The following is a 22,005-nucleotide window of genomic DNA, read 5'->3' on the forward strand; positions in this document are numbered from 1 at the left end:
GACCCTCCTTGCTCTGGTGAAATAACATCATGACCATACGGGGCGTTCAGGGCTAGTTCCCATCTCGCGCGTGAGCACCCATGAGATCGCGGCGTGCCTCATGGTAGGAGAGGATCTGCAACTCCTGGGTGAAGTCAACGCTGCGCACATTGACCCCTTCGGGCACGTGCAGCGTGGTGGGAGCCATGTTGAGCAGGCTCATCACCCCCGCGGCGATGAGGGCGTCAGCGACGTCCTGGGCCGCAGCGGCGGGGGTCGCGATGATGGCCAGTTCCACCCCGGCCTCGGCCACGGTTGCGGTCAGGTCGCGCTGGTGGGTGACCGTGATCCCATTGATCTCGGTGCCGACCACTTCGTCCGAGACGTCGACGACCGCGACCACGGTGAAGGTCTCGGCCGACAGGCCCGAGTGTCGCACCAGCGCCTGGCCCAGGTTCCCAGCGCCCACCACGGCCACCCGCCAGGTGCGGGTGGCGCCGACGATGCGGCTGAGTTCGTCCTGCAGTGAGGTAACGCTGTACCCCACGCCGCGGGTGCCGTAGCTGCCGAACTGCGCCAGGTCGCGCCGCACCAGCGATGACTGGACGCCGGTGGCGGCGGCCAGCGTCTCGGAGCTGGCGGTCGTGATGCCCTGGTCGAGCATCTCGGCGAGGGCGCGCAGGTACAGCGGCAGCCGGCCGATGCTGGCCTCCGAGATGGTGGACGTGTCGCTCACCTGGGAACTCCTAGCAGTGCCTGATGTCCGTGTCCACGCCTGCCAGCGTGGTATGTGAATGCTCTCACAAGTCGGGCGGGCTGGGCCAGTCACTGGTGTGCAGTGCCGCGACCAACTGCTGCTCGGTGAGCGTCCAGTAGGCCAGCAGCCGGCCGTCCACCCAGACGACGGGGACGTGGTCCGTGAACTGGCTGGCCACCGCGGGGTGGGCGTCGACGTCAATGCTGGCCCAGGTGCCCGCCGGACACACGGCGGCGGCGATGGCCTCGGCCTGCTGGCACAGGTGGCAGTCGACGCGGGTGGCTATCACCACCCGCGGCACCTCGACGGCGGCAACGCTGCCGAGCGCGTCCACCACGGACGCGGGCATGACAGAAACCGCACCCTCCGCAGCGGCGGGGGCGGCCGGGGTGGCCGAGGGTGCGGCTGTCGGGCGATGGTCGTCGCGGCGGTGGAACCACCGCGACAAGGAACCGGTAATCAGATTCCTCGCCTGAGCGTCGGACTTACTTGCCAGCGCGGCGACGCTGGATGCGCGTCTTCTTCAGCAGTTTGCGGTGCTTCTTCTTAGCCATGCGCTTGCGACGCTTCTTGATGACAGAACCCACGGTGTGGCCTTTCGGTGACGGTCAAAGTCCGGCGGCGCCGGAAGAGTTGGTCCGGCTCGCAGGCCGGAGGCAAGGACCGATCATACCGTGACCGGCGGGCAGGCTCACAATCGCGTCGTCGCCCCGGAATCCGGCGGCGCCGGGTAGGTCACCGAGCCGCCGGGGGCCACCACGGCATCGGCCGACAGGGCTGCCGCCACCACCCTTCCGCCACCCATGATGTGGCGGACGTCCTCACCGGCGGCCAGCAGGTGGTCGGCAATGATGCGGCGGTGGCAGCGCCACCAGACCGCCTCCGAACACATCAGGGCCGTTGCCCGGGCGCCTCCGACCTCGCGCACTGCTCGGAGCGCTTCAGCGAACTGGGGCGACAGCGCCCAGTCCGCGTAGTTGTGGAAGCTGCGGTTGCGCCAGGCCCCGTTGACCTGGTCGGGCACCTCCCGACAGACCGGACGCCGACCGGCCAAGTCCGGCATGGGCTGGTAGGCCACCCCGGCGATCGGCAGCTGCTCGGCCAGGACGTCCTCGTTGAAGTGCGGGTGGGCCCGCGAACCCCGCAGCTTGCGCACGTCCACGAGGCATTCCACCCCCGCGACGCGCAGCAGGTCGAGGAACTCCGCCAGGGTCCTGTCCGAATGACCGATGGTGAAGAAGGGCATCGGTGCCACCTGGGACTGGTTCACGGTCGATGGTGACTCAGGCCAACCGGGACGACTTCTCGACCACGGCGGTCATCGCCTGCAGGATGGCCGTGCGCAGGCCGTGCGCCTCCAGCGTCGCCAGACCGGCGGCGGTCGTGCCACCGGGGCTGGTGACCTGCTCGCGCAGGATGACCGGGTGGGTGCCGGTGGCCAGCATCGCCGAGGCCCCGGCGAAGGTCTGGCGGACGATGTCGTCGGCCTGGGCGCGGGTCAGCCCCAGCGCCACGGCACTGTCGATCATGGACTCGGCGACCATGAACAAGTAGGCGATGCCTGACCCGGACGAGGCAGTGATCAGGTCCTGCTGGGACTCCGGGACCACCACGGTCCGACCGACCGTCGACAGCAGCTCGACGGCCACGTCGATGTCCTGGGGGCGTGCCGAGCTTCCGCCGGAGATGCCCGCCAATCCCTGCCCGACCAGCGCCGCCGTGTTCGGCATCACCCGCACCACGTGGGCGGCGGGCACCAGTTCCTGCAGGGTGCTGGTGGGGATGCCGGCAGCGATCGAGACGACCAGGGTGCCCTCGCGCACCGGCAGCCCGGTCAGTGCCTCGGCCACCTGCTTGGGCTTCACGGCGACCACCACCACGTCGGCGTCGGCCACCGCTGCGGCGGCGTCGTCGGTGACGTGGATGCCCAACTCCTCAGCCAACTGCTCGCGCCGGGCCGGGTAGGCCTCGACCGCGGTGATCATGGTCGGGTCGGCGCCACCGGCCACCAATCCGCTGAGGATGGCACCGCCCATGTTGCCGGCGCCGATCATGGTGAGCCGCCCGAATCCGGTGCTCATCGGCTTGCCTGCAACTCCTGGGCAACCAACTCCGCGATCTGGATGGTGTTCAGCGCCGCGCCCTTGCGCAGGTTGTCGTTGGACAGGAACAACACAAGCCCGTGACCCTCGGGGGCGGACTGGTCGGCCCGGATCCGGCCCACCAGGGACGGGTCGGCGCCGGCCGCTTGCCGCGGGGTGGGCACGTCGACGAGCTGCACACCGGGAGCCTCGGCCAGGATCGCGGTCGCCTCCTCGGGACTGATGGCCCGGTCGAACTCGGCGTGGACGACCAGCGAGTGGCCGGTGAACACCGGCACGCGCACGCAGGTGCCGGCGACCAGCAGGTCAGGCAGGTGCAGGATCTTGCGCGACTCATTGCGCAGCTTCTGCTCCTCGTCGGTCTCACCGGTGCCGTCATCGACCAGGGCACCGGCCAGGGGGACGACGTTGTGGGCGATGGGCGCCACGTAGGGGGCGGTGTCGCCCTCGGCGAAGACGCTGCCGTCGCGAGCGAGGCGTTCGGGGTTCGGCGTGGCCTCGATCTGGCCGGCCAACGAGGCGACCCCCGCGACACCCGAACCCGACACGGCCTGGTAGGTCGCCACCACCAGGCGCGTCAACCCGGCGGCGTCGTCCAGGGGTCGCAGCACCGGCATCGCGGCCATGGTGGTGCAGTTGGGGTTGGCAATGATGCCCTTGGGGCGGTCGGCGACGTCGTCGGGGTTGACCTCGCTGACCACCAGCGGCACCTGCGGGTCCATCCGCCATCCCGAGGAGTTGTCGACGACCACGGCACCGGCAGCAGCGACCTTGGGGGCGTACTCCATCGAGGCAGTCTTGCCGGCCGAGAACAGGGCGATGTCGATGCCGGCGAAGTCGGCGGTGGCGACGTCCTCGACGGTGATCGGCTCACCCTTGAAGTCCAGGGTGGTGCCCGCCGATCGTGCGGAGGCGAAGAACCTGATCGAGGTGATCGGGAAATCGCGTTCAACGAGCAGCGTGCGCATCACGCCGCCGACCTGGCCGGTGGCCCCAAAGACTCCAATATGCATGCCTGCCAGACTACCGCCGCGGCGCGGTGACCTCACAGCCCGTTCACGTGGGGCGCGCCACCCGCGCCTCGCTCTCGACGTCCCGGCGACTTCGCCTGACCCGGACGATGCTGTCGAAATGCGAGCTAGGATTGCTGGTGCGTGTACGTCGCGAAAGACGCGCTGGACATTCTCGGCGTCACGGACAATGCAGTCCGCCCGCACCGGGCAGCACGACACCGCAATGAGAGGTAGTAATGGCCAAGTATTTCGCTGGCATTGACGCCGGCACCACTGGTACGACCGTCATGATTTTCGATGAATTCGGAAACACTTTGAGCAGCGGTTATGCCGAGTACGCCACGAAACACCCCCATCCCGGGTGGGTGGACCAGGACATGTGGGCCCTGTGGGACGGGCTGTGCACAGCATCCAAGCAGGCAACCAGCCGCTTCCCCGGTGACGTCAGGCAGATCGTGTCGATTGGGGTGTCCAGCCAGCGCGGCTCCTTCATCCCCGTCTCGCAGGACTGGCAGCCGCTCATCGACGCCATCGTGTGGTCCGACGGACGTGCGACCAAGGAGACGCAGTGGATCAATGACACGATCGGTCACGACGAGTACTACCGGATCAGCGGCCTGACCCCGTCCAGCCTGTGGGTGTACCCGAAACTCAAGTGGCTGATGGACAACCGCCCGGAGATCTACGAGAAGGCCTGGAAGTTCGTCAACGGCCAGGAGTGGATCCTGAACCGTCTGGGCTCCGACGAGGTCTTCGCCAACGCCTCAGCACTCAACTACAACGGCATCTTCGACATCACCACCCTGGACTACTCCGACACGCTGATCGACGCGATGGGACTGGACCGCGACAAGCTGCCGCCCATCCTCCACGAGCTGCGCGCAGTCGGAAAGGTGTCAAAGGAGGGGGCCGCAGCGACGGGCTTCGCCGAGGGCACCATCCTGGCGCCCGGTGGCGGCGACCAGCAGTGCGCGGCGGTCGGTTCCGGGGTGAACAAGGAGGGCATGGCCGAGTTGTCGCTGGGCACTGCCGCGGTGATGGTGGCCCAGTTGGACCGAGCGCCGAGCATGGAGGACAACCTGACCAGCGGTGTCTCGTTCGGCAGCCATGCGATCCCGGGTCGATGGGACATGGAGGGCACCGCTCACGCGGCCGGCTCGGTGCTGCGCTGGTGGCGCGACACCTACGGCCAACCCGAGGTTGCTGCTGGCGCCCAACTTGACCTCAGCCCGTACGAGCTCATCACGCTGCAGGCATCACAGGCGCCGATCGGAAACCGAGGCCTGCTCTTCTTCCCGTTCTTCAACTCCCAGGCGACACCGTACTTCCACGACAATGCCCGCGGCGGGATGATCGGACTGACGCAGATCCACGATCGCAAGCATGTCGCCCGGGCGGTGCTGGAGGGCGTGATCTACGAGTTGCGGATGGCGGTCGAGGCGATGCAGGGGGCGCTGGGGCGGCCGTTTGACACGATCCGCTTGTCGGGTGGTGGCGCAAAGTCGCAGTTCTGGTGCCAGATGCAGGCCGACATCTACGGCGTGCCCGTTGAACGACTCAAGGTCTCCGAGTGTGCCGTGCTGGGCGCGGCAATCCTGGGCGGTGTGGGTGCAGGTGAACTGCCCAGCATTGACGAAGCCATCGACAAGATGGTCCACACCCACGGCTTCATCGAACCCGACATGGAGAACCACTTGGTCTACACCGAGTTCTACGAGATCTTCAAGAAGACCTTCTTGGCACTCGTGGATGCCAACATCTACAACGAATTGGCTGTGGTCGCCATGAAGTACGGCGGCGAGCAGCAGGGGCACTAGGACCCTCAGGGGCATGAGGACAGCCGACGGCGCGAGCCGTTGCTGATGATTGAAAAAGGGGGCCCCGGTGGGGCCCCCTTCGTCATGGTGATCGTCTGCAGGTCAGTGCAGTTCCGCGATGACGCGGTCCACGATTTCCTCCAACCGGGTGACGTCCACCTGGTGTGCGGTGGTGACCACGACCGCGTCCTGCTCGGGGATCATGGCCAGCGTCTGCCCATCGGTGCCGTGCCCGAAGTAGATCCCGTCCCTGGCGCCGAGCCACAAGCCATTGGCGTAGGCGTAGCGGCGGAAGTACGGATTGGTCGGTGTGTCCACACCGGGGGTGAGCACCGTGGGCCTGCGCAGCCGCTCGAGCCACTCAGCCGAAACAATGCCGGCACCGTCGTCCAGGAAGAGGCGACCGATCGCGCGCAGGTCCTGCGGGTACAGCCACAACCGCGTCGCCCCGGCCACGTAGTTGCCGTACCGTTCCCACCTCGGCTTCTCGATGCCCAGCGGGCTGAACAGGACGCGATCGGCGTAGTCGTAGAGGTCTTCCCCCAGGAACTCCTGAAGCACCACTGTCAGCAGGTAGAACCCGGCATTCGAGTAGAGGTAGTGCTCGCCCGGGTCGTGCACGATCGGGGTGTTGATGACGTGGTCGACGTAGGTGAACGGGTCGACCCCGACGATGTCGTCACGCATCAACAACAGTTGGTCGAAGCCAACGGTGTGGTTCAGCAGGTGCTTGACCTTGACCTGCTGCAGTCGGTCAAGGTTGGCGCGGTTGCTGAGGGAACCGACTCGTTCCAGAATCGGCCACACCGGCATCTCGTCGTCAAAGTCGTCATGGGTTTCCGCCACGATTCCGGTGAGCAATGCCATCACGGTCTTGCTGAGGCTGCGGATGTCGGACGGGTCGCGTCGATCACCGAAGCGGTGCAGGAATTCTGCCTCGCCCTGCTGGACCAGCAGGTAATGCATGTTCAGGGGATTGCCCTGCGTGTCTCGTGCCGTCTCGAACAAATCCACAAGAGCATTGAACTTTTGTTGGTCGATCATTCATCCTCCGCTGGCGAATCGCGCATGGCATGTGTGACGTTCCGTTTGTCAACACCCTACCGCGACCTACAGCCAGCCCACGTGGGGCGCCACCAGGGCGTAACCGACGAAGGCGACCACGTCGATCAGCCCGTGGGCGATCACCAGCGGCCACACCCGCCTGGTCTTGACGAAGAACAACCCGAAGGCCACGCCCATCACCACGTTGCCGATGAAGCCACCCCAGCCCTGGTACAGGTGGTAGCTGCCCCGCACCAACGACGAGACGACCACCACCAGCACCACCGACCAGCCGGCCTGCGCCCAGCGGACGAACAGGTAGCCGACCATCACCACCTCTTCGACCACGGCATTGGCGAAGGCAGCCACCACCAGCATCGGGATGGTCCACCAGGCCTCGGCCAGGTTGGCGGCGGCGACGGTGGTGTTGATGCCGACGGCCTTGGCGAACAGGTAGAAGCCGAGCCCGGGAACCCCGATGCAGGCGGCGATGCCGACGCCCCAGCCCATGTCGAAACGGGGACGGTCGGCGTCCATGCCCATCGCCCGACGTCCCCCGGTCGGGGGCATCACGGTGGCGAGCAGGAACACCGCCATCAGTGCCGGCACCACCAGGAAGGCGGCATTGGCCAGTTGGTAGAGCAGGTCGAGCCAGGGCCGGTCGGGCACCTGCGAGGTGTTCAACGTCGAGGTCTGTTGTGACAGCGGCTCGGGTCGGGTCATCCGCTCGATGATGCGCAGCACCGCGTAGACGCCGGACTGGCCCAGGGTCAGCGCCAGCAACAGCCAGGTCTGCCACTGCAGTCGTCGGCGGTCACCGGCATCGGGCAAGGGGTCGGCGACCGGGGTCAGGAGTCCAGCCCTCACCGACGACTCACGAGCTGTCGGCTGATCAGCGACAGCGCACCGGGATTGTCATTGATGCGGTGCACCACGTACGGGTACCAGTCGCGTCCATAGGGCAGGTAGACGCGCAGGCGTCGTCCGGTGTCGACCAGACGGCGGTGCTCGAAGGGACGAACCCCCATCAGCATCTGGAACTCGTAGTCGTCGCGGGTGCGGCCGTTGCGGCGCACCAGTTTGTGGGTGATCGACACCAGCCGGTGGTCGTGGGTCGCGGCCATGGGATAGGCGGCGCTCTCCATCAGGGCGCGCAGCAGCCGGACGAAGCTGCGGTCGACGCCGGCCCGGGACGGGTAGCTGTCGGGCTCGTGGGCGGGGAAGGCACCCTTGCACAGGCGGACCCGGCTGCCCGGACCCATGACGTCGCCGAGATCGGTGGCCGAACGTCGCAGCTTCGACTGCAGGGTGATGCCCACGCTGGGGTGGTCCTGGCGCAGGGACAGGCCCGTCGAAAGCACCTGGTCGACGTACTGGAGGCGGCCGGTGTCCAGGGTGACGGTGGCACCGACCGCGTCGGCGGCGGCGGCGATCTCACCGGCGTGGGCACGGGCCAGGGCGGGGCCATCCGCCCCCAGGGTGAGCCCCAGCGCGGACAGGCCGAGCGAGACGTCGAAGCCGACCAGCCCCGAGGCTGCGGCCAGCCGGATCACCTCGAGGTGGTCGTCGGCGGTGGCCCGCGCGGCCCGCTCGTCGGTGGCGGCGGGTGCGGTCTGGGCGAAGCTGACGTCCAGCCCCTTGCCGACCATGTCCATGGCCACGACCACGGCCTTGGCCGGGTGGTCACCGGCCAGGAACCGGTCGAGCAGTTCGTCCAGCCCCGGGGCGCTGGCCAGCATCCGTTCCACCCGCCGGTTGTTCGCGAGTCGTTCCAGGTACGTGCGACGCATCAGCCGTCCCTCCAGTCGGGTCCGAGCGCACCGGACGGGTCGGGGCCCAGGGCATCCGGCGGGGCGGTGGCCACCAGTTCGAGGGCGGCACGGGTGTGGCGTTCGGTGGTCTCGTCGACCGGTTGTCCCAGCCGCCGGCGCATGTCGATCAGGGCCTGGCCGAGCAGTGCCTCACGGCTGGCCCGGTTGCCGGCGCGCCGCGAGTTCACCTCCAGCACGACCTGCCCCCCGTAGCCGGTGGCGACCAGGTCGTCGAGCAGCTCGTAGGCCTGCTGGCTGCCCTCACCGGGGAACAGGTGCTCGTCCTTGAAGCTGCCCGAGCCATCGGTGAAGTGGACGTGGCGCAGCCGTCTGCCCCATTCGCGGACGTAGTCACGTGACTGCATGTTCGCGGTCGAGGCGTGGGACAGGTCGAGGGTCAGGTGCTCGTGGGCCAGATCGGTGGGGTCCCAGTGCGGCAGGTAGGCCTTGAACTCCCCCACCTTGGTGCGCCACGGGTACATGTTCTCGACGCAGAACAGCAGTGGCGCGAAGTGGTGGTTCAGCCTGCGGATCCCGTCGACGAAGCCGCGACCGTACTTCATCTGCCAACGGAACGGCGGGTGGACGACCACCACGCTGGCCCCCAACCGCTTGGCGGCCTCCCCCGAGCGTCGCAGCTTGTCCCACGGGTCGGTGCCCCACGTCGACTGGGTGACCAGCAGCGTCGGGGCGTGGATCGCGCGGACCGGCACCTCGTGGAAGTCCCGCAGCGCCTCGACCCGGTCGATGTCGGCGGCGACCGGGTCAATGCCGATCATCACCTCGACACCGTCGTAGCCAAGTCGCGCGGCCAGTTCGAAGCCGCTGGCCGTTGCCTCGGGGTAGACCGACGACGTCGACAGGACGATCGGGTTCTGAGCGCTCACGGTTCCAAAGTATCCCCGAACGCCAGCATGAGGTCGGCCTCGCGGCAAGCCGGACGCCATCGGGGCGGGCGTTACACTCACCCGATGACCACCCGGCCCCCGGTGGTGCTCTCCGATGAGCTACCCGGCGACTTCACCCGACACTGGATCGAGTTCGTCGACCCCGCCGACCCCGACCAGGTGGTGAAGGCCGATCTGACCTGGTTGACCAGTTCCTGGACGTGCGTGTTCGGGTCAGGGTGTCGCGGCATCGACGCGTCCCAGCCGGACGCCGGCTGTTGCACCTTCGGCGCCCATTTCACCGAACCTGCCGACGAGCAGCGGGTGGCCGGGTTCGTGGCGCAACTCGACCCCACCCTGTGGCAGCACCACGCCGAGGGCACGGCGGACGGCTGGGCCACCGAGTCCGAGGACGGCGGTGAGGAACCCGACGGCGGCGACGAACCCGAAGGCGGCGAGGGTCCGGCGTCCAGCAGGCAGACCCGCCGACTGGACGGCGCCTGCATCTTCCTGAACCGGCCCGACTTCCCGGCCGGCGCCGGCTGCGCCCTGCACCTGCTGGCACTGCGCCAGGATCGTCCGCCGCTGCAGACCAAGCCGGAGGTGTGCTGGCAGTTGCCGTTCCGACGCCAGTACCGCCACGGCGAACGGGGTGACGGCACCCCCACCCTGGAGGTCAGCATCGGCGAGTTCGGCCGCGACGCCTGGGGCCCGGGCGGGGCCGATCTGGACTGGTACTGCACCACCTCACCGACCGCCCACGTCGGCGACGAGCCGCTGTTTCGTTCCGGCCGCGACGAACTGGTCGAACTGGTCGGAGCCGACGCCTACGCGGTCCTGGCCGGCGAGTGTGAGCGCTTCCTGGCCCGGCGGATGCCGCTGCACCCCGCGACCGCGGCCACCCGCTAGCCGAAGCACACCGGTGCCGTTGTCAATACCCCCCTTTGGGAGGGGCCGATTTCGTGGATGACAACGGTGTCGGCAATGATGAGGTCATGCATGTGGACCACTTGATCTTCGCAGCGGGACCCGAGGGTCTGGCGTCCACCGTCGAGCGTCTGGGCGATGCCTTGGGGGCATCGTTCATCAACGGCGGATTCCACCCACGTTTCGGTACCCGCAACAACCTGCTGCCGCTTGCTGACGGCCGCTACATCGAGGCTGTCGAGGTCCTCGACCATCCCGCCGCAGACAAAGCCGTCTTCGGTCAGGCCGTGCGCGCACGCTCCGAAATGGGCGGCGGTTGGCTCGGTTGGGCATTGTCGGTGGACGACCTCAGCCCCTATGAAGCACGCCTGGAACGTCAGGCCGTGCCCGGTTCGCGCCATTTCCCCGATGGCCGCCTGCTCGAATGGGAGCAGATTGGCATCAAGGGTCTGATGGCCGACCCCCAATTGCCCTACTTCCTGAAGTGGAAGTCCGACCCCGAGGTGCTTCCCCGGGCCCTGCCCGGCGAGATTCGACTCAAGACGATGCAGATCTCGGGAAGCCCCCAGCGGGTGGAGGACTGGGTTGGCATCGAGATCGGTGAGGAGCTGGACGGCGTGAAGATGCAGTTCAGCTCCGAGAACGGCCAGCCCGGCCTGGATGCCGCAATCTTCGAGGTCCCCGGCCGCGGCGACGTCCGCATCTGAGACCCGCACCCCACGAATTGATGGACGGCCTGCCCTTCGGGGCGGGCCGTTCGTCGTTCCCGGGCGTCAGCGGGACGGTCAGTCGTCGGAGGTGACGGTCCGGCGCAGGTCCAGCACGCCCAACGCCTCGGCCAGGCTCCCGACCTCGACCACCTTCAGCCCGTGCATCCGCGGCAGCTTCTGGGACTTGTCGCGCGAGTTGGCGGGCACGATCGCCAACTCGAAGCCCAGCCGGGCCGCCTCGGCGACGCGACGCTCCAGCCCGGGGACGCGGCGAAGGTCCCCGGCCAGGCCGACCTCACCCATGGCGATCACCCGCTGCGGAAAGTTCCGGTCGACGGCGGCCGAGGCGACGGCGATCGCCACGGCCAGGTCAATGGACGGGTCGCTGACCCGCGCTCCTCCGACGGTGGAGACGTAGACGTCCTTCTGGGACAGGGCAATGCGTGCCTTGCGTTCCAGCACGGCCAGCACCAGCGCCACCCGGGCGTTCTCGAGCCCGTGCGTGGTGCGCCGCGGCGAGGTCTGGTACGGCGAGGGCGCCACCAGCGCCTGCAGTTCGGCCAGCATCGGGCGTCGGCCCTCCATGGTGACCGTGACGCAGGTGCCGGGCACGGGCTCGGCGTGCTCGGTGGTGAAGATGTGGGTCGGGTCGGGCACCTCGACGATGCCCGCGTCATTCATCTCGAAGCAGCCGACCTCGTCGGCGGGCCCGAAACGGTTCTTGGTGGCGCGCACCATCCGGAACCCCGAGTGGCGGTCCCCCTCGAAGGCGAGCACCACGTCGACCAGGTGCTCGAGCATCCGGGGCCCGGCGATCGACCCGTCCTTGGTGACGTGGCCGACGATCACCACCGCCATCCCGCGGCGCTTGGCCACCCTGACCAGGGCGGCGGTCACCTCGCGCACCTGGGTCACCCCACCCGGTGAGCCATCGGCCTCGGCCGTCCCAATGGTCTGCACCGAGTCGACCACCAGCAGGCTCGGCTCGACCTGCTCAATGTGCCCCAGCACCGTGCCGAGGTCATTCTCGGCGGCCAGGTACAGGTTGTCGGCCAGGGCATGGGTGCGTTCGGCACGCAACCGCACCTGGGCGGCGGACTCCTCACCGGTGACGTACAGGGTGCGCTCGGCGGCGCCGCCGGGGCCGGTGCCCCGGGCCCACTTGGCGGCCACCTCCAGCAGCAGGGTGGACTTGCCCACGCCGGGTTCGCCGGCCAGCAGCGCCACCACTCCGGGCACCAGCCCGCCACCCAGGACGCGGTCGAGTTCACCGATGCCGGTCAACCGGCGGTCCGCCTGGCCCTGCGGCACCTGCGAGATCGGTATCGCCTGGGTCATGGGCACCGACGACGCCACCTGCTGCAGTTTCGGGGCCCCGGCCTCGACCACGCTGCCCCAGGTCTGGCACTCGCCGCACCGGCCCACCCACTTCATGCTCGTCCAACCGCACTCGGTGCAATGGAATGCCTCGGTCTTCGTCTTGGCCATGGTGCCCACCCTAGAGGGGGGCACCGACAGGGACTTTCACGGCCATCGCCGGTGCCGCGGCCGGGCGTCCGCCGACCCGACCTAGACTTTCGGGCATGCCGACCCCCGAGAACCTGCAGCGATACCAGGCCCTGATCGCGCCCGGCACCCCGATGCGCGACGGGCTGGAGCGCATCGTCCACGGCCGCACCGGCGCCCTGATCGTGATGGGCAACAGCGACGAGGTCCAGCAGGTGTCCTCGGGCGGCTTCCACATTGACGTGCCGTTCACCCCGAGCGCGCTGCGTGAGCTGTCCAAGCTGGACGGCGGCATCATCCTCACCGAGGACCTGCAGCGGATCGTGCGGGCCGGGGTCCACTTCGTCCCCCGCGGCGACCTGCCCACCAGCGAGACCGGCACCCGGCATCGCAGCGCCGACCGTGTCTCGCGCCAGACCGGGGTGCCGGTGGTCACCGTCTCGGCGTCGATGTCGACGCTGGCCCTGTTCATCGACGGCGAGCGGCATCCGGTGGTCTCACCGCAGCTGATCCTGGCCCGCACCAACCAGGCGCTGACGGCCATGTTCAGCCACCGCGCCCAGATCATCACCATGGCGCGGGCGTTGAACGTGCTGGAGATCCAGGACCAGGTCAGCGTCGCCGACGTCGTCCGGTTGGCCCAGCGCCTGGAGTTCAGTCGGCGACTCGAACTGGAGGTGCTGGACGCGCTGGTGGTGCTCGGGGTCGAGGGACGGCTGCTGGGCACCCAGCTGGCCGAGGTCAGCCATGGCCGTGACGAGATGTCGGAGCAGCTGCGCCGGGACTACCTCGACAAGCCCGCGAGCCTGGGGCTGGAGGCCTTGTCGGACCAGGAGTTGCTCGACCTGGGGCGGGCCGCCGAGGCGTTCGGTTTCGGTTCGCAGCACCTGGACACCAAGGTGCAGGCGCACGGCTACCGCCAGCTGCAGAGCGTGCCGCGGATGTCCTCGGCGCAGGCAGAGGCGCTGCTGGGGCACTTCGGTTCCTTGCAGGACGTGCTGGCGGCGACGGCCGCCGAGCTGGCCACCGTCGAGGGCATCACCGCGCAGCAGGCGCGCACCATTCGTGACGGGCTGATGCGGATGACCGAGGCGGCGCTGCTGGACCCGAGCGTGTCCTGACACCGACGGTTCGTTCGGAGACAGGCGGCGGCGCGCGTACGGGCCCGGGCGTCCGGGCTCCGAGGTTCGACTGGCGGCTCAGTGGGCTCGTTCGGTGCGCTTGGTGCCGAGGACGGCGTTGATGAAGCCGCTGACCAGGCTGATCACGATCGAGCCGAGCAGCGCCCACCAAAAGCCATCAACGTGGAAGGCGAGGTCAAGCTGGCCGGCGATCCACGAGGTCAGCAGCAGCATCAACGCATTGATGACGAACAGGAACAGCCCGAAGGTCACGATGATGAAGCAGGTGCTGAGCGCGCTGAACAGCGGCTTGACGACGGCATTGACGAGGCCGAAGATCACCGACACGGCCAGCAGCACCACGATCGTCTCGCTGGTGCTGCCGCCGTCGACCGTGACCCCGGGCAGCAACCATGCGGCCACCCAGACGGCAGCGGCGGTGGCCAGGACACGCAGGATGAAACTCATGCTGACGACCCTTGCACGCCAATGACGCCCACACCATCGGGGTTGGCCCCGAACCGACCCCTGACCTGGTCGGGCGCGCGCCGTGGGCTCAGGCCAGCACGGTCATCACGTGCTGGACCGGTTCACCGCCCGACAGCACCGCCGTGGCGACGTAGGTGCCGGGCAGCAGGAAGGAGGGGTCGAGCTTGCAGTCCCCCAGGGAGCGCTTGGTGTTCCACGAGATCGTGTAGCCCCACATCTTGCCGGGGGCCAGGGTGGAGCGGCCCTTGGGCTGGTGGGTCGAGCAGTCGTTCGACGACCAGATGCGGTCGGACCCGGAATAGATGCGGATCTCGAAACTCGCCGTGGCGAAGTCGATGACACAGGTCTTGGTGCTGGTCAGGGTGATCTTCAGGTCGACGGTGCGGCCGGTGTTCACCCGGGTGGCACCGGTGATACCGGGGACGACCTCGGCGGCGGTGCAGACCACCGGACCGGTCGGGGACGCGGTGCTGGTGGCAGGACTCGACGCGGCGCTCGTGGCCGGGCTGGACGTGGCCGGGCTGGTGGTCGAGGGGCTGGCGGTGGGGTCCGGGGTCGCGTCCGTGCTGGTGTCCGGGGAGGATGGTGCGGTGCTGGGGTCGGTCGCTTCGCTCTCGGAGCCCGACGGACTCGCCGCGCCGCTGCCTGAGGGCTCGATGCTGGGGGTCTCGAGGGAGCTCGAAGTGGTGATTGATGACTCCCCCTGGGTGGTCTGGTCGACCGGGACCGCACCGGTGTCCTCGGATCCGTTGAACAGGCTGCTGATCGCCCAGATGAGCAGCAGCAGAACCAGGACCAAGGCACCCAGCACCAGGGCGCGGCGCTTCCAGTAGGTCTCCTCCGGCTCCGGGCCGATCGGATGCAGCAGCGTCGTCATGGCTTGAGGCTACGCATCGGCGGCGCAGGCGTCGGGGAGGCGTGCCGGGCGCCTGCCATGATGGACGCCATGGTCGTCCGTCCCTGCACCGAGGTGGTCGGTGACGTCCTCGACTGGTACGACACCACCGCCCGCGACCTGCCGTGGAGACGCGCCGAGTGCACCCCGTGGGGCGTGATGGTCAGCGAGTTCATGCTGCAGCAGACCCCCGTGAACCGGGTGCTGGGCCCGTGGCGGGAGTGGATGGACCGCTGGCCCGACCCCGCCTCGCTGGCAGCTGTCGAGTCCGCCGAGGCAGTGGCGGCCTGGGGACGGCTCGGCTACCCCCGCCGGGCACTGCGCCTGCACGCGGCGGCGCGCGCCATCGTCTCCGACCACGGCGGGCTGGTCCCCTCCGAGGTCGAGGACCTGCTCGCCCTGCCCGGGGTGGGTGAGTACACCGCCGCGGCCATCGCCAGCTTCGGCTTCGGTCGGCGCGCGCCGGTGGTGGACACCAATGTCCGGCGGGTGTTGGCCAGGCTCGAGTCGCCTGTCGGCGAACAACCCCCGGGTGCCGCCGACCGGCGACGAGCCGAGCGATGGTTGCCCGATGACGCGCCCACGGCTGCCCGATGGGCGGCGGCCTCGATGGAACTGGGAGCGCTGGTCTGCACCGCGCGCTCCCCTGCCTGTGACCAGTGCCCGGTGAGCCCCGACTGCGCCTGGCTGGCAGCTGGTCGCCCCGAATCGGTGACACCTCGGCGGGTCCAGGCCTGGCACGGCACCGACCGGCAGTGCCGTGGGGTGATGTTGGCCGCCCTGCGCGCTCATCGCGACGGACGCAGCCGTGAGCATCTGCTGGGGTTGTGGGATGACCCGGCGCAGGCAGCACGCTGCCTCGACTCGCTGCTGGCAGACGGGTTGGCCCGGGCGACGGGCACCATGGTCACCCTCTGAGCTGGCGCGCAGACGCCAATTTCCCGTGGCCAGACGGCTCCCCCTGGTCCGGTGACCCAGCAACGTGCACCCAGTGAGCCAATCAGCGCCGTCATGCCCGAGTTGGGGTCACTGGGTGCACATTGCTGGGGAAGCTGGCGGGGGTGGCTGATCCAGCATCAAGGGCCTGGCCCGACGTCAGGGTGCGTGGCCCACATGTCAGATGCGTGCATGGCCCACCGGTCGGGTGGACGCGCGTGTTCCACCTCCGCCTGACCGGCCTATAGTGGATCACAACACCCACGGGAGTCCGGGAACCGGGCTGAGAGGGGGCTAGTTCGCCCCGACCGTCGCACCTGATCTGGGTCATGCCAGCGCAGGGAGATGCTCTTCATGTCGAAAGTCGACATGCACCCGTGCCCAATTCGAAAGGGGCACACATCGTGACCACCACCAGGAGTTCCTCCACCTCAGGCGCCACCTCGGGCGCCACCCCCGACGTCACCGACACCGACGACCTGACCGCCCCCCGGGCCCACCGCGGCTGGCGCGTCGTCGACATCGTCGTCACCGCCGTGCTCGGCGTGGCCATCGGCCTGATCTTCTGGGTCTGGAACGGCATCGGCGGCGTCTGGTTCGGCGCCATGGACGCCCTCACCCCGGGTCTGGGCGGGCTGGCGGTCGGCATCTGGTTGCTCGGCGGTGTCGCTGGCGGCCTGATCATCCGCAAGCCCGGCGCCGCCGTGCTCGTCGAAGTGATTGCCGCCGCCGTCTCTGCCGCCATCGGCAACCAGTGGGGCATCACCACCCTCTACTCGGGCCTGGCCCAGGGTTTGGGCGCCGAACTGGTCCTGCTCGTCTTCCTGTACCGACGTTTCACCTTGTCGGTGGCCATGCTCGCCGGTGTGGGCGCCGGCGCCGGCGCCTGGCTGCTCGAATGGGTACTGGGCAACCGTGCCAAGTCGTTCGAGTTCAACGCCATCTACCTCGGCTGCCTGGCCCTGTCCGGCGCGGTGCTGGCCGGGGTGCTCGGATGGCTGCTCACCAAGGCGCTGGCCGGCACCGGCGCCCTGGACCGGTTCGCGTCTGGCCGCGAGGTCAGCACCGGAAGCCAGGCGTGACCGCTGCTGCCCTGATCACCGCCCAGGACTGGGGGTGGCGCCACGCGTCACGCCGGAACTGGGCGGTGCGCGAGCTCAGCTTCACCATCGCCGAGGGCGAGCGGGTGCTGCTGCTGGGCGCCTCGGGTTCGGGCAAGTCGACCCTGCTGCACGCCCTGGCCGGGGTCATCTCCGGCGACGAGGGCGAACAGGCCGGCCGCCTGCTGATCGATGGACGCCACCCGACCCGCTGCATCGGCCGGGTCGGGCTGGTCCAGCAGGACCCGGAGTCGTCGGTGGTGCTGGCCCGGGTCGGTGATGACGTCGCCTTCGGCTGCGAGAACCTGCAGGTGCCCCGCGAACAGATCTGGCCGCGGGTGCACCACGCCCTGGCCGAGGTCGGCCTGGACGTCTCGTTGCGCCACCCCACCTCGGCCCTGTCGGGGGGCCAGAAGCAGCGTCTGGCGCTGGCCGGGGCGATCGCCATGCAGGCCGACATCCTGCTGTTGGACGAACCGACAGCCAATCTTGACCCCGACGGCATCACCCAGGTCGTCGACGCCGTCGGACGGGCGGTGGCCGACCGCCATCGCACCCTGGTCGTGGTCGAGCACCGGGTCGACACCTGGCTCGACCTGGTCGACCGGGTCATCGTCCTGGGACCCGAGGGCGGCGTGCTCGCCGACGGACCGGCCCGCGCCACCATCCAGGCGCACCGCGACGCCCTGCTCGCCGCCGGCGTCTGGGTGCCGGGCGCCCCGGTCCCAGCGGTCGCCCTGCCGACGGCGGGCGGGGCACCCGCGACCGGAGGCACTCCGGCGATCCTGTCCGCCCACGACCTGTCCATCGGACGCAGCCTCGACCACGTCGTCCAACAAGCCCTGGACGTGGAACTGCCCCAGGGTGTCTCGATGGTGCTGACCGGGGCCAACGGCGTCGGCAAGTCCACCCTGGCATTGACCCTGGCCGGTCTGCTGCCCCCGTTGTCCGGTCATGTTCGGGCCGCCGAGGCGTTGCGCCCGGCTGCTCGACGCGGCTGGCGTGGGCGCAAGGTCGACCCCCCCGACCCGACCACGTGGCACTCGGCCGACCTGACCACCCGCATCGGCACCGTCTTCCAGGAACCCGAGCACCAGTTCGTCGCCTCGACCGTGCGTGAGGAACTCACCGCCGGCCCCCGCGCGCTGGGCTGGGACGAGGCGCGCATCGCCGAACGCACCGACGCCCTGATGGACTCGCTGCGCCTGGCCCCGCTGGCCAACGCGAACCCGTTCACCCTGTCGGGCGGTGAGAAGCGGCGACTCTCGGTGGCCACCGTGCTCGCCACCGGACCGCGGGTGATCATCCTGGACGAGCCCACCTTCGGGCAGGACCGCAACACCTGGATCGAGCTCGTCGGGCTCGTGCAGCAGCAGGTCAGCGCCGGCGCCAGCGTGCTGTCTGTCACCCACGACGCGGCCTACCTCACCGCGCTGGGCCAGCACCACCTGCGGTTGACCGACCACGGACTGCAGGTCGTCCGATGAACCGCCTCAATCCCGTCACCCGGGTGCTGGTCGCGGTGCTGCTCAGCATTCCGGTGATCATCACCCTGGACTGGCTCTCGGCCACCATCGTCGCCGTCAGCTGCCTGGGACTGGCGATCGGGGTGGGTTTCGGCACCGTGCGGATGCTGACGCGACTCATCCCCCTGCTGGTGGTGGCCCCCATCGCCGCCCTGTCGATGGCGCTCTACGGTGAGCAGGACGGCCGCGTCTTCCTCGACTGGGGGCTGGTGGTGGTCAGCGAGCAGTCGCTGCTGCTGGCGCTGGCGGTGTTCATCCGGGTCTTCGCGCTCGGCATCCCCAGCATCCTGCTGCTGACCACCGTCGACCCCACCGACATGGCCGACGGCCTGGCCCAGGTGCTGAAGCTGCCGGCCCGCTTCGTGCTGGGCAGCCTGGCCGGGGTCCGGATGATCGGGTTGTTCCTGGACGACTGGCGCACCCTGGGCCAGGCCCGCCGGGCCCGCGGACTCGGCGACACCAACCGGCTGCGGCGCTGGCTGACCATGGCCTTCACCCTGGTCGTGTTTGCGGTGCGTCGCGGGTCGCGGCTGGCGACCGCGATGGAGGCTCGCGGCTTCGGTGGCGGACCCCGCACCTGGGCCCGGACGTCCCGGCTGGGTGCCGCCGACCTGATTGCCGTGATGATCGCGCTGGCCATCGGCGTCCTGGCGCTGGGAGCGGCGTGGACGTTCGACACCCTCTGGATCGTGGGAAGCTGAGAGGCGTGGGCATCATCGAGGACCTCGCTGACAAGGTGTTGCAGGTGAGCGGAGACCGCCGCTTCGTGCTGCTCGTCGACGGGGGCTCCGGGGCCGGCAAGTCCACCCTGGCCCGTGAGCTGGTCAGCCACCTGCGCAGCCGCGCCTCCCAGCACGCCCACCCGGCAGACCCGTTGGCGCGGACGCAGCTGGTGAGCCTGGACGACTGCTACCCCGGGTGGCAGGGCCTGGCCGCCGGTGCGGCGATGATTCCCGACATGCTGCGCGCCCAGAATCCCGGGTACCCGACGTGGGACTGGGTCACCCACCAGACCTCCGGGTGGGTCGAGCTGGACGCAGGCGCTGGCATCGTCATCGAGGGCTGCGGGGCGCTCACCCCGCACAACCGTGAACTGGCCAGCGCCGGGGTGTGGGTCGAACTGGACGCCGAGACCCGCAAGCTGCAGGCACTGGACCGTGACGGCGAGGGCTACCGGCCCTGGTGGGACCTGTGGGCCGCCCAGGAACGTGCCCACTGGCAGCAGCATCGTCCGCAGCGGCTGGCCGATGTGGTCGTCGACTTCACCAGTGGTCGTCCGCTGCTGCGCTGGTAGATTCGAAGCATGACCGACGATTTCATTCCTTTCGCCCTTCCGGACATCACCGAGGCCGAAATCGATGCCGTCGTCGAAACAATGCGCAACGGCTGGTTGACCACCGGCCCCAATGCGGCCGCGTTCGAGAAGGAATTCGCCGACTTCATCACCGAGGGCGCCGGCGGGGTCCATGCCGTGGCCGTCAACTCGGCCACCGCCGGGCTGCACCTGAGCTACGAGGCGCTCGGCGTCGGGCCCGGTGACGAGGTGCTGGTGCCGGCCTGGACGTTCACCTCCACGGCCGAGGCCGTCCGCTACCTGGGCGCCGACCCGGTCTTCGTCGACTCCGACCCCGAGACGTTGTGCCTCAGCCTGGACGACGCCGCCGACCGTGTCAGCGAACGCACCAAGGTGATCGCACCGGTGCACTTCTCGGGGCTGTCGGTGCCCAACCAGGCGCTGACCGACTTCGCCGCCGCCCACGGGCTGAAGGTCGTCGAGGACGCCGCCCACTCGCTGCCCACCCGCAACGAGGGCAAGCTGATCGGCACCCACGGCCACGACACCACCGTCTACAGCTTCTATGCCACCAAGACCATGGCCACCGGCGAGGGCGGCATGATCGTCACCCCCCACGCGGAGCTCGCCAAGCACATGCGCACGATGCGGCTGCACGGCATCAACCGTGACGTCTTCGACCGCTACACCTCGCGCAAGCCGTCGTGGCACTACGACATCGTGGCGCCGGGCTTCAAGGACAACCTGCCCGACACCGCCGCGGCCATGGGACGGGTGCAGTTGCGTCGCCTGCCCGAGATGACCGCCCGCCGGGCCTCGATCGCCGCCCGCTACGACCAGGCCTTCGCAGACCTGCCGCTGCAGTTGCCCGCCCATGCCGCCGGGAACAGCAGCCATGCCTGGCACCTGTACGTCGCCCGCCTGACCGACGCGTCACCGGTCGACCGGGACACCTTCATCGCGCGGATGGCCGAGGAGCGGGTCGGCACCTCGGTGCACTTCATCCCGCTGCACCTGCAGCCCTACTGGCGCGACACCTACCAGTTGACCCCCGACATGTTCCCGGTGGCCAGCGCGGAGTTCGCCCGGGTGGCGAGCCTGCCGATCTTCAGCTCGATGACCGACCAGCAGGTCGACCGGGTGATCGCTGCGGTTCGCCGCATCCTGTCCTGACCAGAACCGAAGGAGCATCGATGACCAGCACCCCCACGACCGCGCGGCTGCGCGGCGGGCTGCGCCGGTTCACCACCAAGCGTGCCTTCGACCTCGTCGCCTCCGGTGCCGGGCTGGTGGTCGGGTCCCCGTTGTTCCTGGCTGCGGCGCTGGCGATCAAGGTCGACGACCCGGCGGGCCCGGTCTTCTTCCGGCAGCAGCGGGTCGGGCTCGGCGGACGGCTCTTCCGAATCCACAAGTTCCGCTCCATGTCGGTCGCGAACTCGGGCTCCCTGGTGACCTCGGCCAATGACGCCCGGATCACCCGGGTGGGTGCGATCCTGCGCAAGTCGAAACTGGACGAGCTGCCGCAGCTGATCGACGTGTTCGTCGGCGACATGTCCCTGGTCGGGCCCCGACCCGAGGTGCCGAAGTACGTCGCCATGTGGGGTGAACAGGCCGCCGCCGAGATCTTGTCGGTGCGTCCCGGCATCACCGACCCCGCCTCGATCACCTACCGCAACGAACAGGACGAACTGGCCGGCGCCGATGACCCCGAGCAGCACTACGTTGAGGTGATCCTGCCGCGCAAGGTGGCCCTGTACCGCGACTATGTGCGCACGAACTCGGTGCTCGGCGACCTGGCCCTGATCTGGCAGACGCTGGTCGCCGTGGTGCGCTCATGACCGGAACCGTGCTGGGCCACGTCACGTCGCACCCGGGTCGTCGAACGAAAGCTCCTGGTGTCCCCTCTTCTGTTGATCGGTGTCCTTCTGCTCGTCATGGGTCTGTGTGCCCGTCTGGTGGGACGGCGCGGCGAGCGCGACCTGATGTGGATCGTGGAGTTCGGTCTGCTCGGTGCCGGCCTGGTGACCGTCCTGGCGGCGCTGTGGTGAGCGGGCGGCGGGTGAGGTCATGAGTTCCCCAGTGCCGCCACCC

The 22,005-nt window shown here is 69.1% G+C and carries 25 protein-coding genes and 1 riboswitch; of the genes, 11 read left to right on the top strand and 14 right to left on the bottom strand.

Going from position 1 to position 22,005, the window contains the following annotated elements; genetic code table 11:
- Nucleotides 1–52 precede the first annotated feature (52 nt).
- The 6 genes from IPV09_RS10670 to IPV09_RS10695 all read right to left on the bottom strand — a co-directional run bounded on the left by IPV09_RS10670 (nt 53) and on the right by IPV09_RS10695 (nt 3,851).
- Nucleotides 53–775, bottom strand: a complete 723-nt coding sequence (locus IPV09_RS10670; RefSeq protein WP_370590292.1) for a redox-sensing transcriptional repressor Rex — start codon at nt 773–775, stop codon at nt 53–55.
- A 4-nt stretch (nt 776–779) separates the two neighbouring features.
- Nucleotides 780–1,085 carry a glutaredoxin family protein gene (locus tag IPV09_RS10675; RefSeq protein WP_207475229.1) on the bottom strand — a complete coding sequence of 102 codons (306 nt, stop codon included), beginning with the start codon at nt 1,083–1,085 and terminating at the stop codon, nt 780–782.
- Nucleotides 1,086–1,221: 136 nt separating this feature from the next.
- Nucleotides 1,222–1,323 carry a 30S ribosomal protein bS22 gene (locus IPV09_RS10680; protein WP_002550589.1) on the bottom strand — a complete coding sequence of 34 codons (102 nt, stop codon included), beginning with the start codon at nt 1,321–1,323 and terminating at the stop codon, nt 1,222–1,224.
- 104 nt (nt 1,324–1,427) lie between these two features.
- The gene (locus IPV09_RS10685; protein WP_207475230.1) at nt 1,428–2,006 is read right to left on the bottom strand and encodes a DUF488 domain-containing protein; all 579 of its coding nucleotides are present in this window, start codon (nt 2,004–2,006) and stop codon (nt 1,428–1,430) included.
- 13 nt (nt 2,007–2,019) lie between these two features.
- Nucleotides 2,020–2,817, bottom strand: a complete 798-nt coding sequence (gene proC, locus IPV09_RS10690) for a pyrroline-5-carboxylate reductase (RefSeq protein ID WP_207475231.1) — start codon at nt 2,815–2,817, stop codon at nt 2,020–2,022.
- The gene (locus IPV09_RS10695) at nt 2,814–3,851 is read right to left on the bottom strand and encodes an aspartate-semialdehyde dehydrogenase (protein WP_370590286.1); all 1,038 of its coding nucleotides are present in this window, start codon (nt 3,849–3,851) and stop codon (nt 2,814–2,816) included. The genes proC and IPV09_RS10695 overlap by 4 nt, the downstream gene beginning before the upstream one ends.
- 236 nt (nt 3,852–4,087) lie before the next feature.
- On the opposite strand from IPV09_RS10695, the gene IPV09_RS10700 reads away from it, so the two are divergent.
- On the top strand, nt 4,088–5,668 hold the full coding sequence (locus tag IPV09_RS10700; RefSeq protein WP_207475232.1) for an FGGY-family carbohydrate kinase: 1,581 nt from the start codon (nt 4,088–4,090) through the stop codon (nt 5,666–5,668).
- A gap of 102 nt (nt 5,669–5,770) precedes the next feature.
- Here IPV09_RS10700 and IPV09_RS10705 read toward each other — a convergent pair whose 3' ends face one another.
- The 4 genes from IPV09_RS10705 to IPV09_RS10720 all read right to left on the bottom strand — a co-directional run bounded on the left by IPV09_RS10705 (nt 5,771) and on the right by IPV09_RS10720 (nt 9,410).
- Entirely contained in the window at nt 5,771–6,682 is a 912-nt protein-coding gene (locus IPV09_RS10705; RefSeq protein WP_207475233.1) for a serine hydrolase domain-containing protein, read from the bottom strand.
- Nucleotides 6,683–6,778: 96 nt separating this feature from the next.
- On the bottom strand, nt 6,779–7,579 hold the full coding sequence (locus tag IPV09_RS10710) for a CPBP family intramembrane glutamic endopeptidase (RefSeq protein WP_370590287.1): 801 nt from the start codon (nt 7,577–7,579) through the stop codon (nt 6,779–6,781).
- Entirely contained in the window at nt 7,576–8,502 is a 927-nt protein-coding gene (locus IPV09_RS10715; RefSeq protein WP_207475234.1) for a proline dehydrogenase family protein, read from the bottom strand. Before IPV09_RS10715 ends, IPV09_RS10710 begins: the two co-directional genes overlap by 4 nt.
- Nucleotides 8,502–9,410, bottom strand: coding sequence for a sugar phosphate isomerase/epimerase family protein (locus IPV09_RS10720; protein ID WP_370590288.1), 909 nt, complete (start codon nt 9,408–9,410; stop codon nt 8,502–8,504). Before IPV09_RS10720 ends, IPV09_RS10715 begins: the two co-directional genes overlap by 1 nt.
- 84 nt (nt 9,411–9,494) lie before the next feature.
- Here IPV09_RS10720 and IPV09_RS10725 point away from each other — a divergent pair, with 84 nt between their 5' ends.
- Both IPV09_RS10725 and IPV09_RS10730 read left to right on the top strand, forming a co-directional pair.
- Nucleotides 9,495–10,319, top strand: a complete 825-nt coding sequence (locus IPV09_RS10725; RefSeq protein ID WP_207475235.1) for a hypothetical protein — start codon at nt 9,495–9,497, stop codon at nt 10,317–10,319.
- 86 nt (nt 10,320–10,405) lie between these two features.
- A complete protein-coding gene (locus IPV09_RS10730; RefSeq protein ID WP_207475236.1) occupies nt 10,406–11,044 on the top strand; it encodes a VOC family protein in 639 nt (212 codons plus the stop codon).
- 78 nt (nt 11,045–11,122) lie between these two features.
- On the opposite strand, the gene radA is transcribed toward IPV09_RS10730, so the two are convergent.
- Nucleotides 11,123–12,535 (bottom strand): DNA repair protein RadA, encoded by a 1,413-nt coding sequence (gene radA, locus IPV09_RS10735; RefSeq protein WP_207475237.1) that lies wholly within the window; start codon nt 12,533–12,535, stop codon nt 11,123–11,125.
- A 95-nt stretch (nt 12,536–12,630) separates the two neighbouring features.
- Here radA and disA point away from each other — a divergent pair, with 95 nt between their 5' ends.
- On the top strand, nt 12,631–13,674 hold the full coding sequence (gene disA, locus IPV09_RS10740) for a DNA integrity scanning diadenylate cyclase DisA (RefSeq protein ID WP_207475238.1): 1,044 nt from the start codon (nt 12,631–12,633) through the stop codon (nt 13,672–13,674).
- Nucleotides 13,675–13,752: 78 nt separating this feature from the next.
- Here disA and IPV09_RS10745 read toward each other — a convergent pair whose 3' ends face one another.
- Together IPV09_RS10745 and IPV09_RS10750 are read right to left on the bottom strand one after the other, a co-directional pair.
- On the bottom strand, nt 13,753–14,142 hold the full coding sequence (locus tag IPV09_RS10745) for a phage holin family protein (protein ID WP_207475239.1): 390 nt from the start codon (nt 14,140–14,142) through the stop codon (nt 13,753–13,755).
- 88 nt (nt 14,143–14,230) lie between these two features.
- Nucleotides 14,231–15,040: a hypothetical protein gene (locus IPV09_RS10750; protein WP_207475240.1), complete on the bottom strand. Its 810-nt coding sequence runs from the start codon at nt 15,038–15,040 to the stop codon at nt 14,231–14,233.
- A gap of 57 nt (nt 15,041–15,097) precedes the next feature.
- Between IPV09_RS10750 and IPV09_RS10755 the strand changes: the two genes are divergently transcribed.
- The 7 genes from IPV09_RS10755 to IPV09_RS10785 all read left to right on the top strand — a co-directional run bounded on the left by IPV09_RS10755 (nt 15,098) and on the right by IPV09_RS10785 (nt 21,752).
- Nucleotides 15,098–15,976, top strand: a complete 879-nt coding sequence (locus IPV09_RS10755; RefSeq protein ID WP_370590289.1) for an A/G-specific adenine glycosylase — start codon at nt 15,098–15,100, stop codon at nt 15,974–15,976.
- A 271-nt stretch (nt 15,977–16,247) separates the two neighbouring features.
- Nucleotides 16,248–16,354: riboswitch (TPP riboswitch) on the top strand.
- A 44-nt stretch (nt 16,355–16,398) separates the two neighbouring features.
- Nucleotides 16,399–17,076: an ECF transporter S component gene (locus IPV09_RS10760; RefSeq protein ID WP_370590290.1), complete on the top strand. Its 678-nt coding sequence runs from the start codon at nt 16,399–16,401 to the stop codon at nt 17,074–17,076.
- The gene (locus tag IPV09_RS10765) at nt 17,073–18,581 is read left to right on the top strand and encodes an ABC transporter ATP-binding protein (RefSeq protein ID WP_370590291.1); all 1,509 of its coding nucleotides are present in this window, start codon (nt 17,073–17,075) and stop codon (nt 18,579–18,581) included. Before IPV09_RS10760 ends, IPV09_RS10765 begins: the two co-directional genes overlap by 4 nt.
- Nucleotides 18,578–19,321 (top strand): energy-coupling factor transporter transmembrane protein EcfT, encoded by a 744-nt coding sequence (locus IPV09_RS10770; RefSeq protein WP_207475243.1) that lies wholly within the window; start codon nt 18,578–18,580, stop codon nt 19,319–19,321. The genes IPV09_RS10765 and IPV09_RS10770 overlap by 4 nt, the downstream gene beginning before the upstream one ends.
- Before the next feature lie 5 nt (nt 19,322–19,326).
- On the top strand, nt 19,327–19,914 hold the full coding sequence (locus IPV09_RS10775; RefSeq protein WP_207475244.1) for a cobalt ABC transporter: 588 nt from the start codon (nt 19,327–19,329) through the stop codon (nt 19,912–19,914).
- Nucleotides 19,915–19,923: 9 nt separating this feature from the next.
- Nucleotides 19,924–21,087, top strand: coding sequence for a DegT/DnrJ/EryC1/StrS aminotransferase family protein (locus IPV09_RS10780; protein ID WP_207475245.1), 1,164 nt, complete (start codon nt 19,924–19,926; stop codon nt 21,085–21,087).
- Between the two features lie 20 nt (nt 21,088–21,107).
- Nucleotides 21,108–21,752 (top strand): sugar transferase, encoded by a 645-nt coding sequence (locus tag IPV09_RS10785; RefSeq protein ID WP_207475246.1) that lies wholly within the window; start codon nt 21,108–21,110, stop codon nt 21,750–21,752.
- Nucleotides 21,753–21,773: 21 nt separating this feature from the next.
- Here the strand turns inward: IPV09_RS10785 and IPV09_RS10790 are convergent.
- A partial coding sequence (locus IPV09_RS10790) for a hypothetical protein (protein WP_207475247.1) occupies nt 21,774–22,005 on the bottom strand: 232 nt, incomplete at its 5' end.

Source organism: Tessaracoccus sp. SD287 (genome assembly GCF_017355265.1).
In the GTDB taxonomy this organism is placed as follows: domain Bacteria; phylum Actinomycetota; class Actinomycetes; order Propionibacteriales; family Propionibacteriaceae; genus Aestuariimicrobium.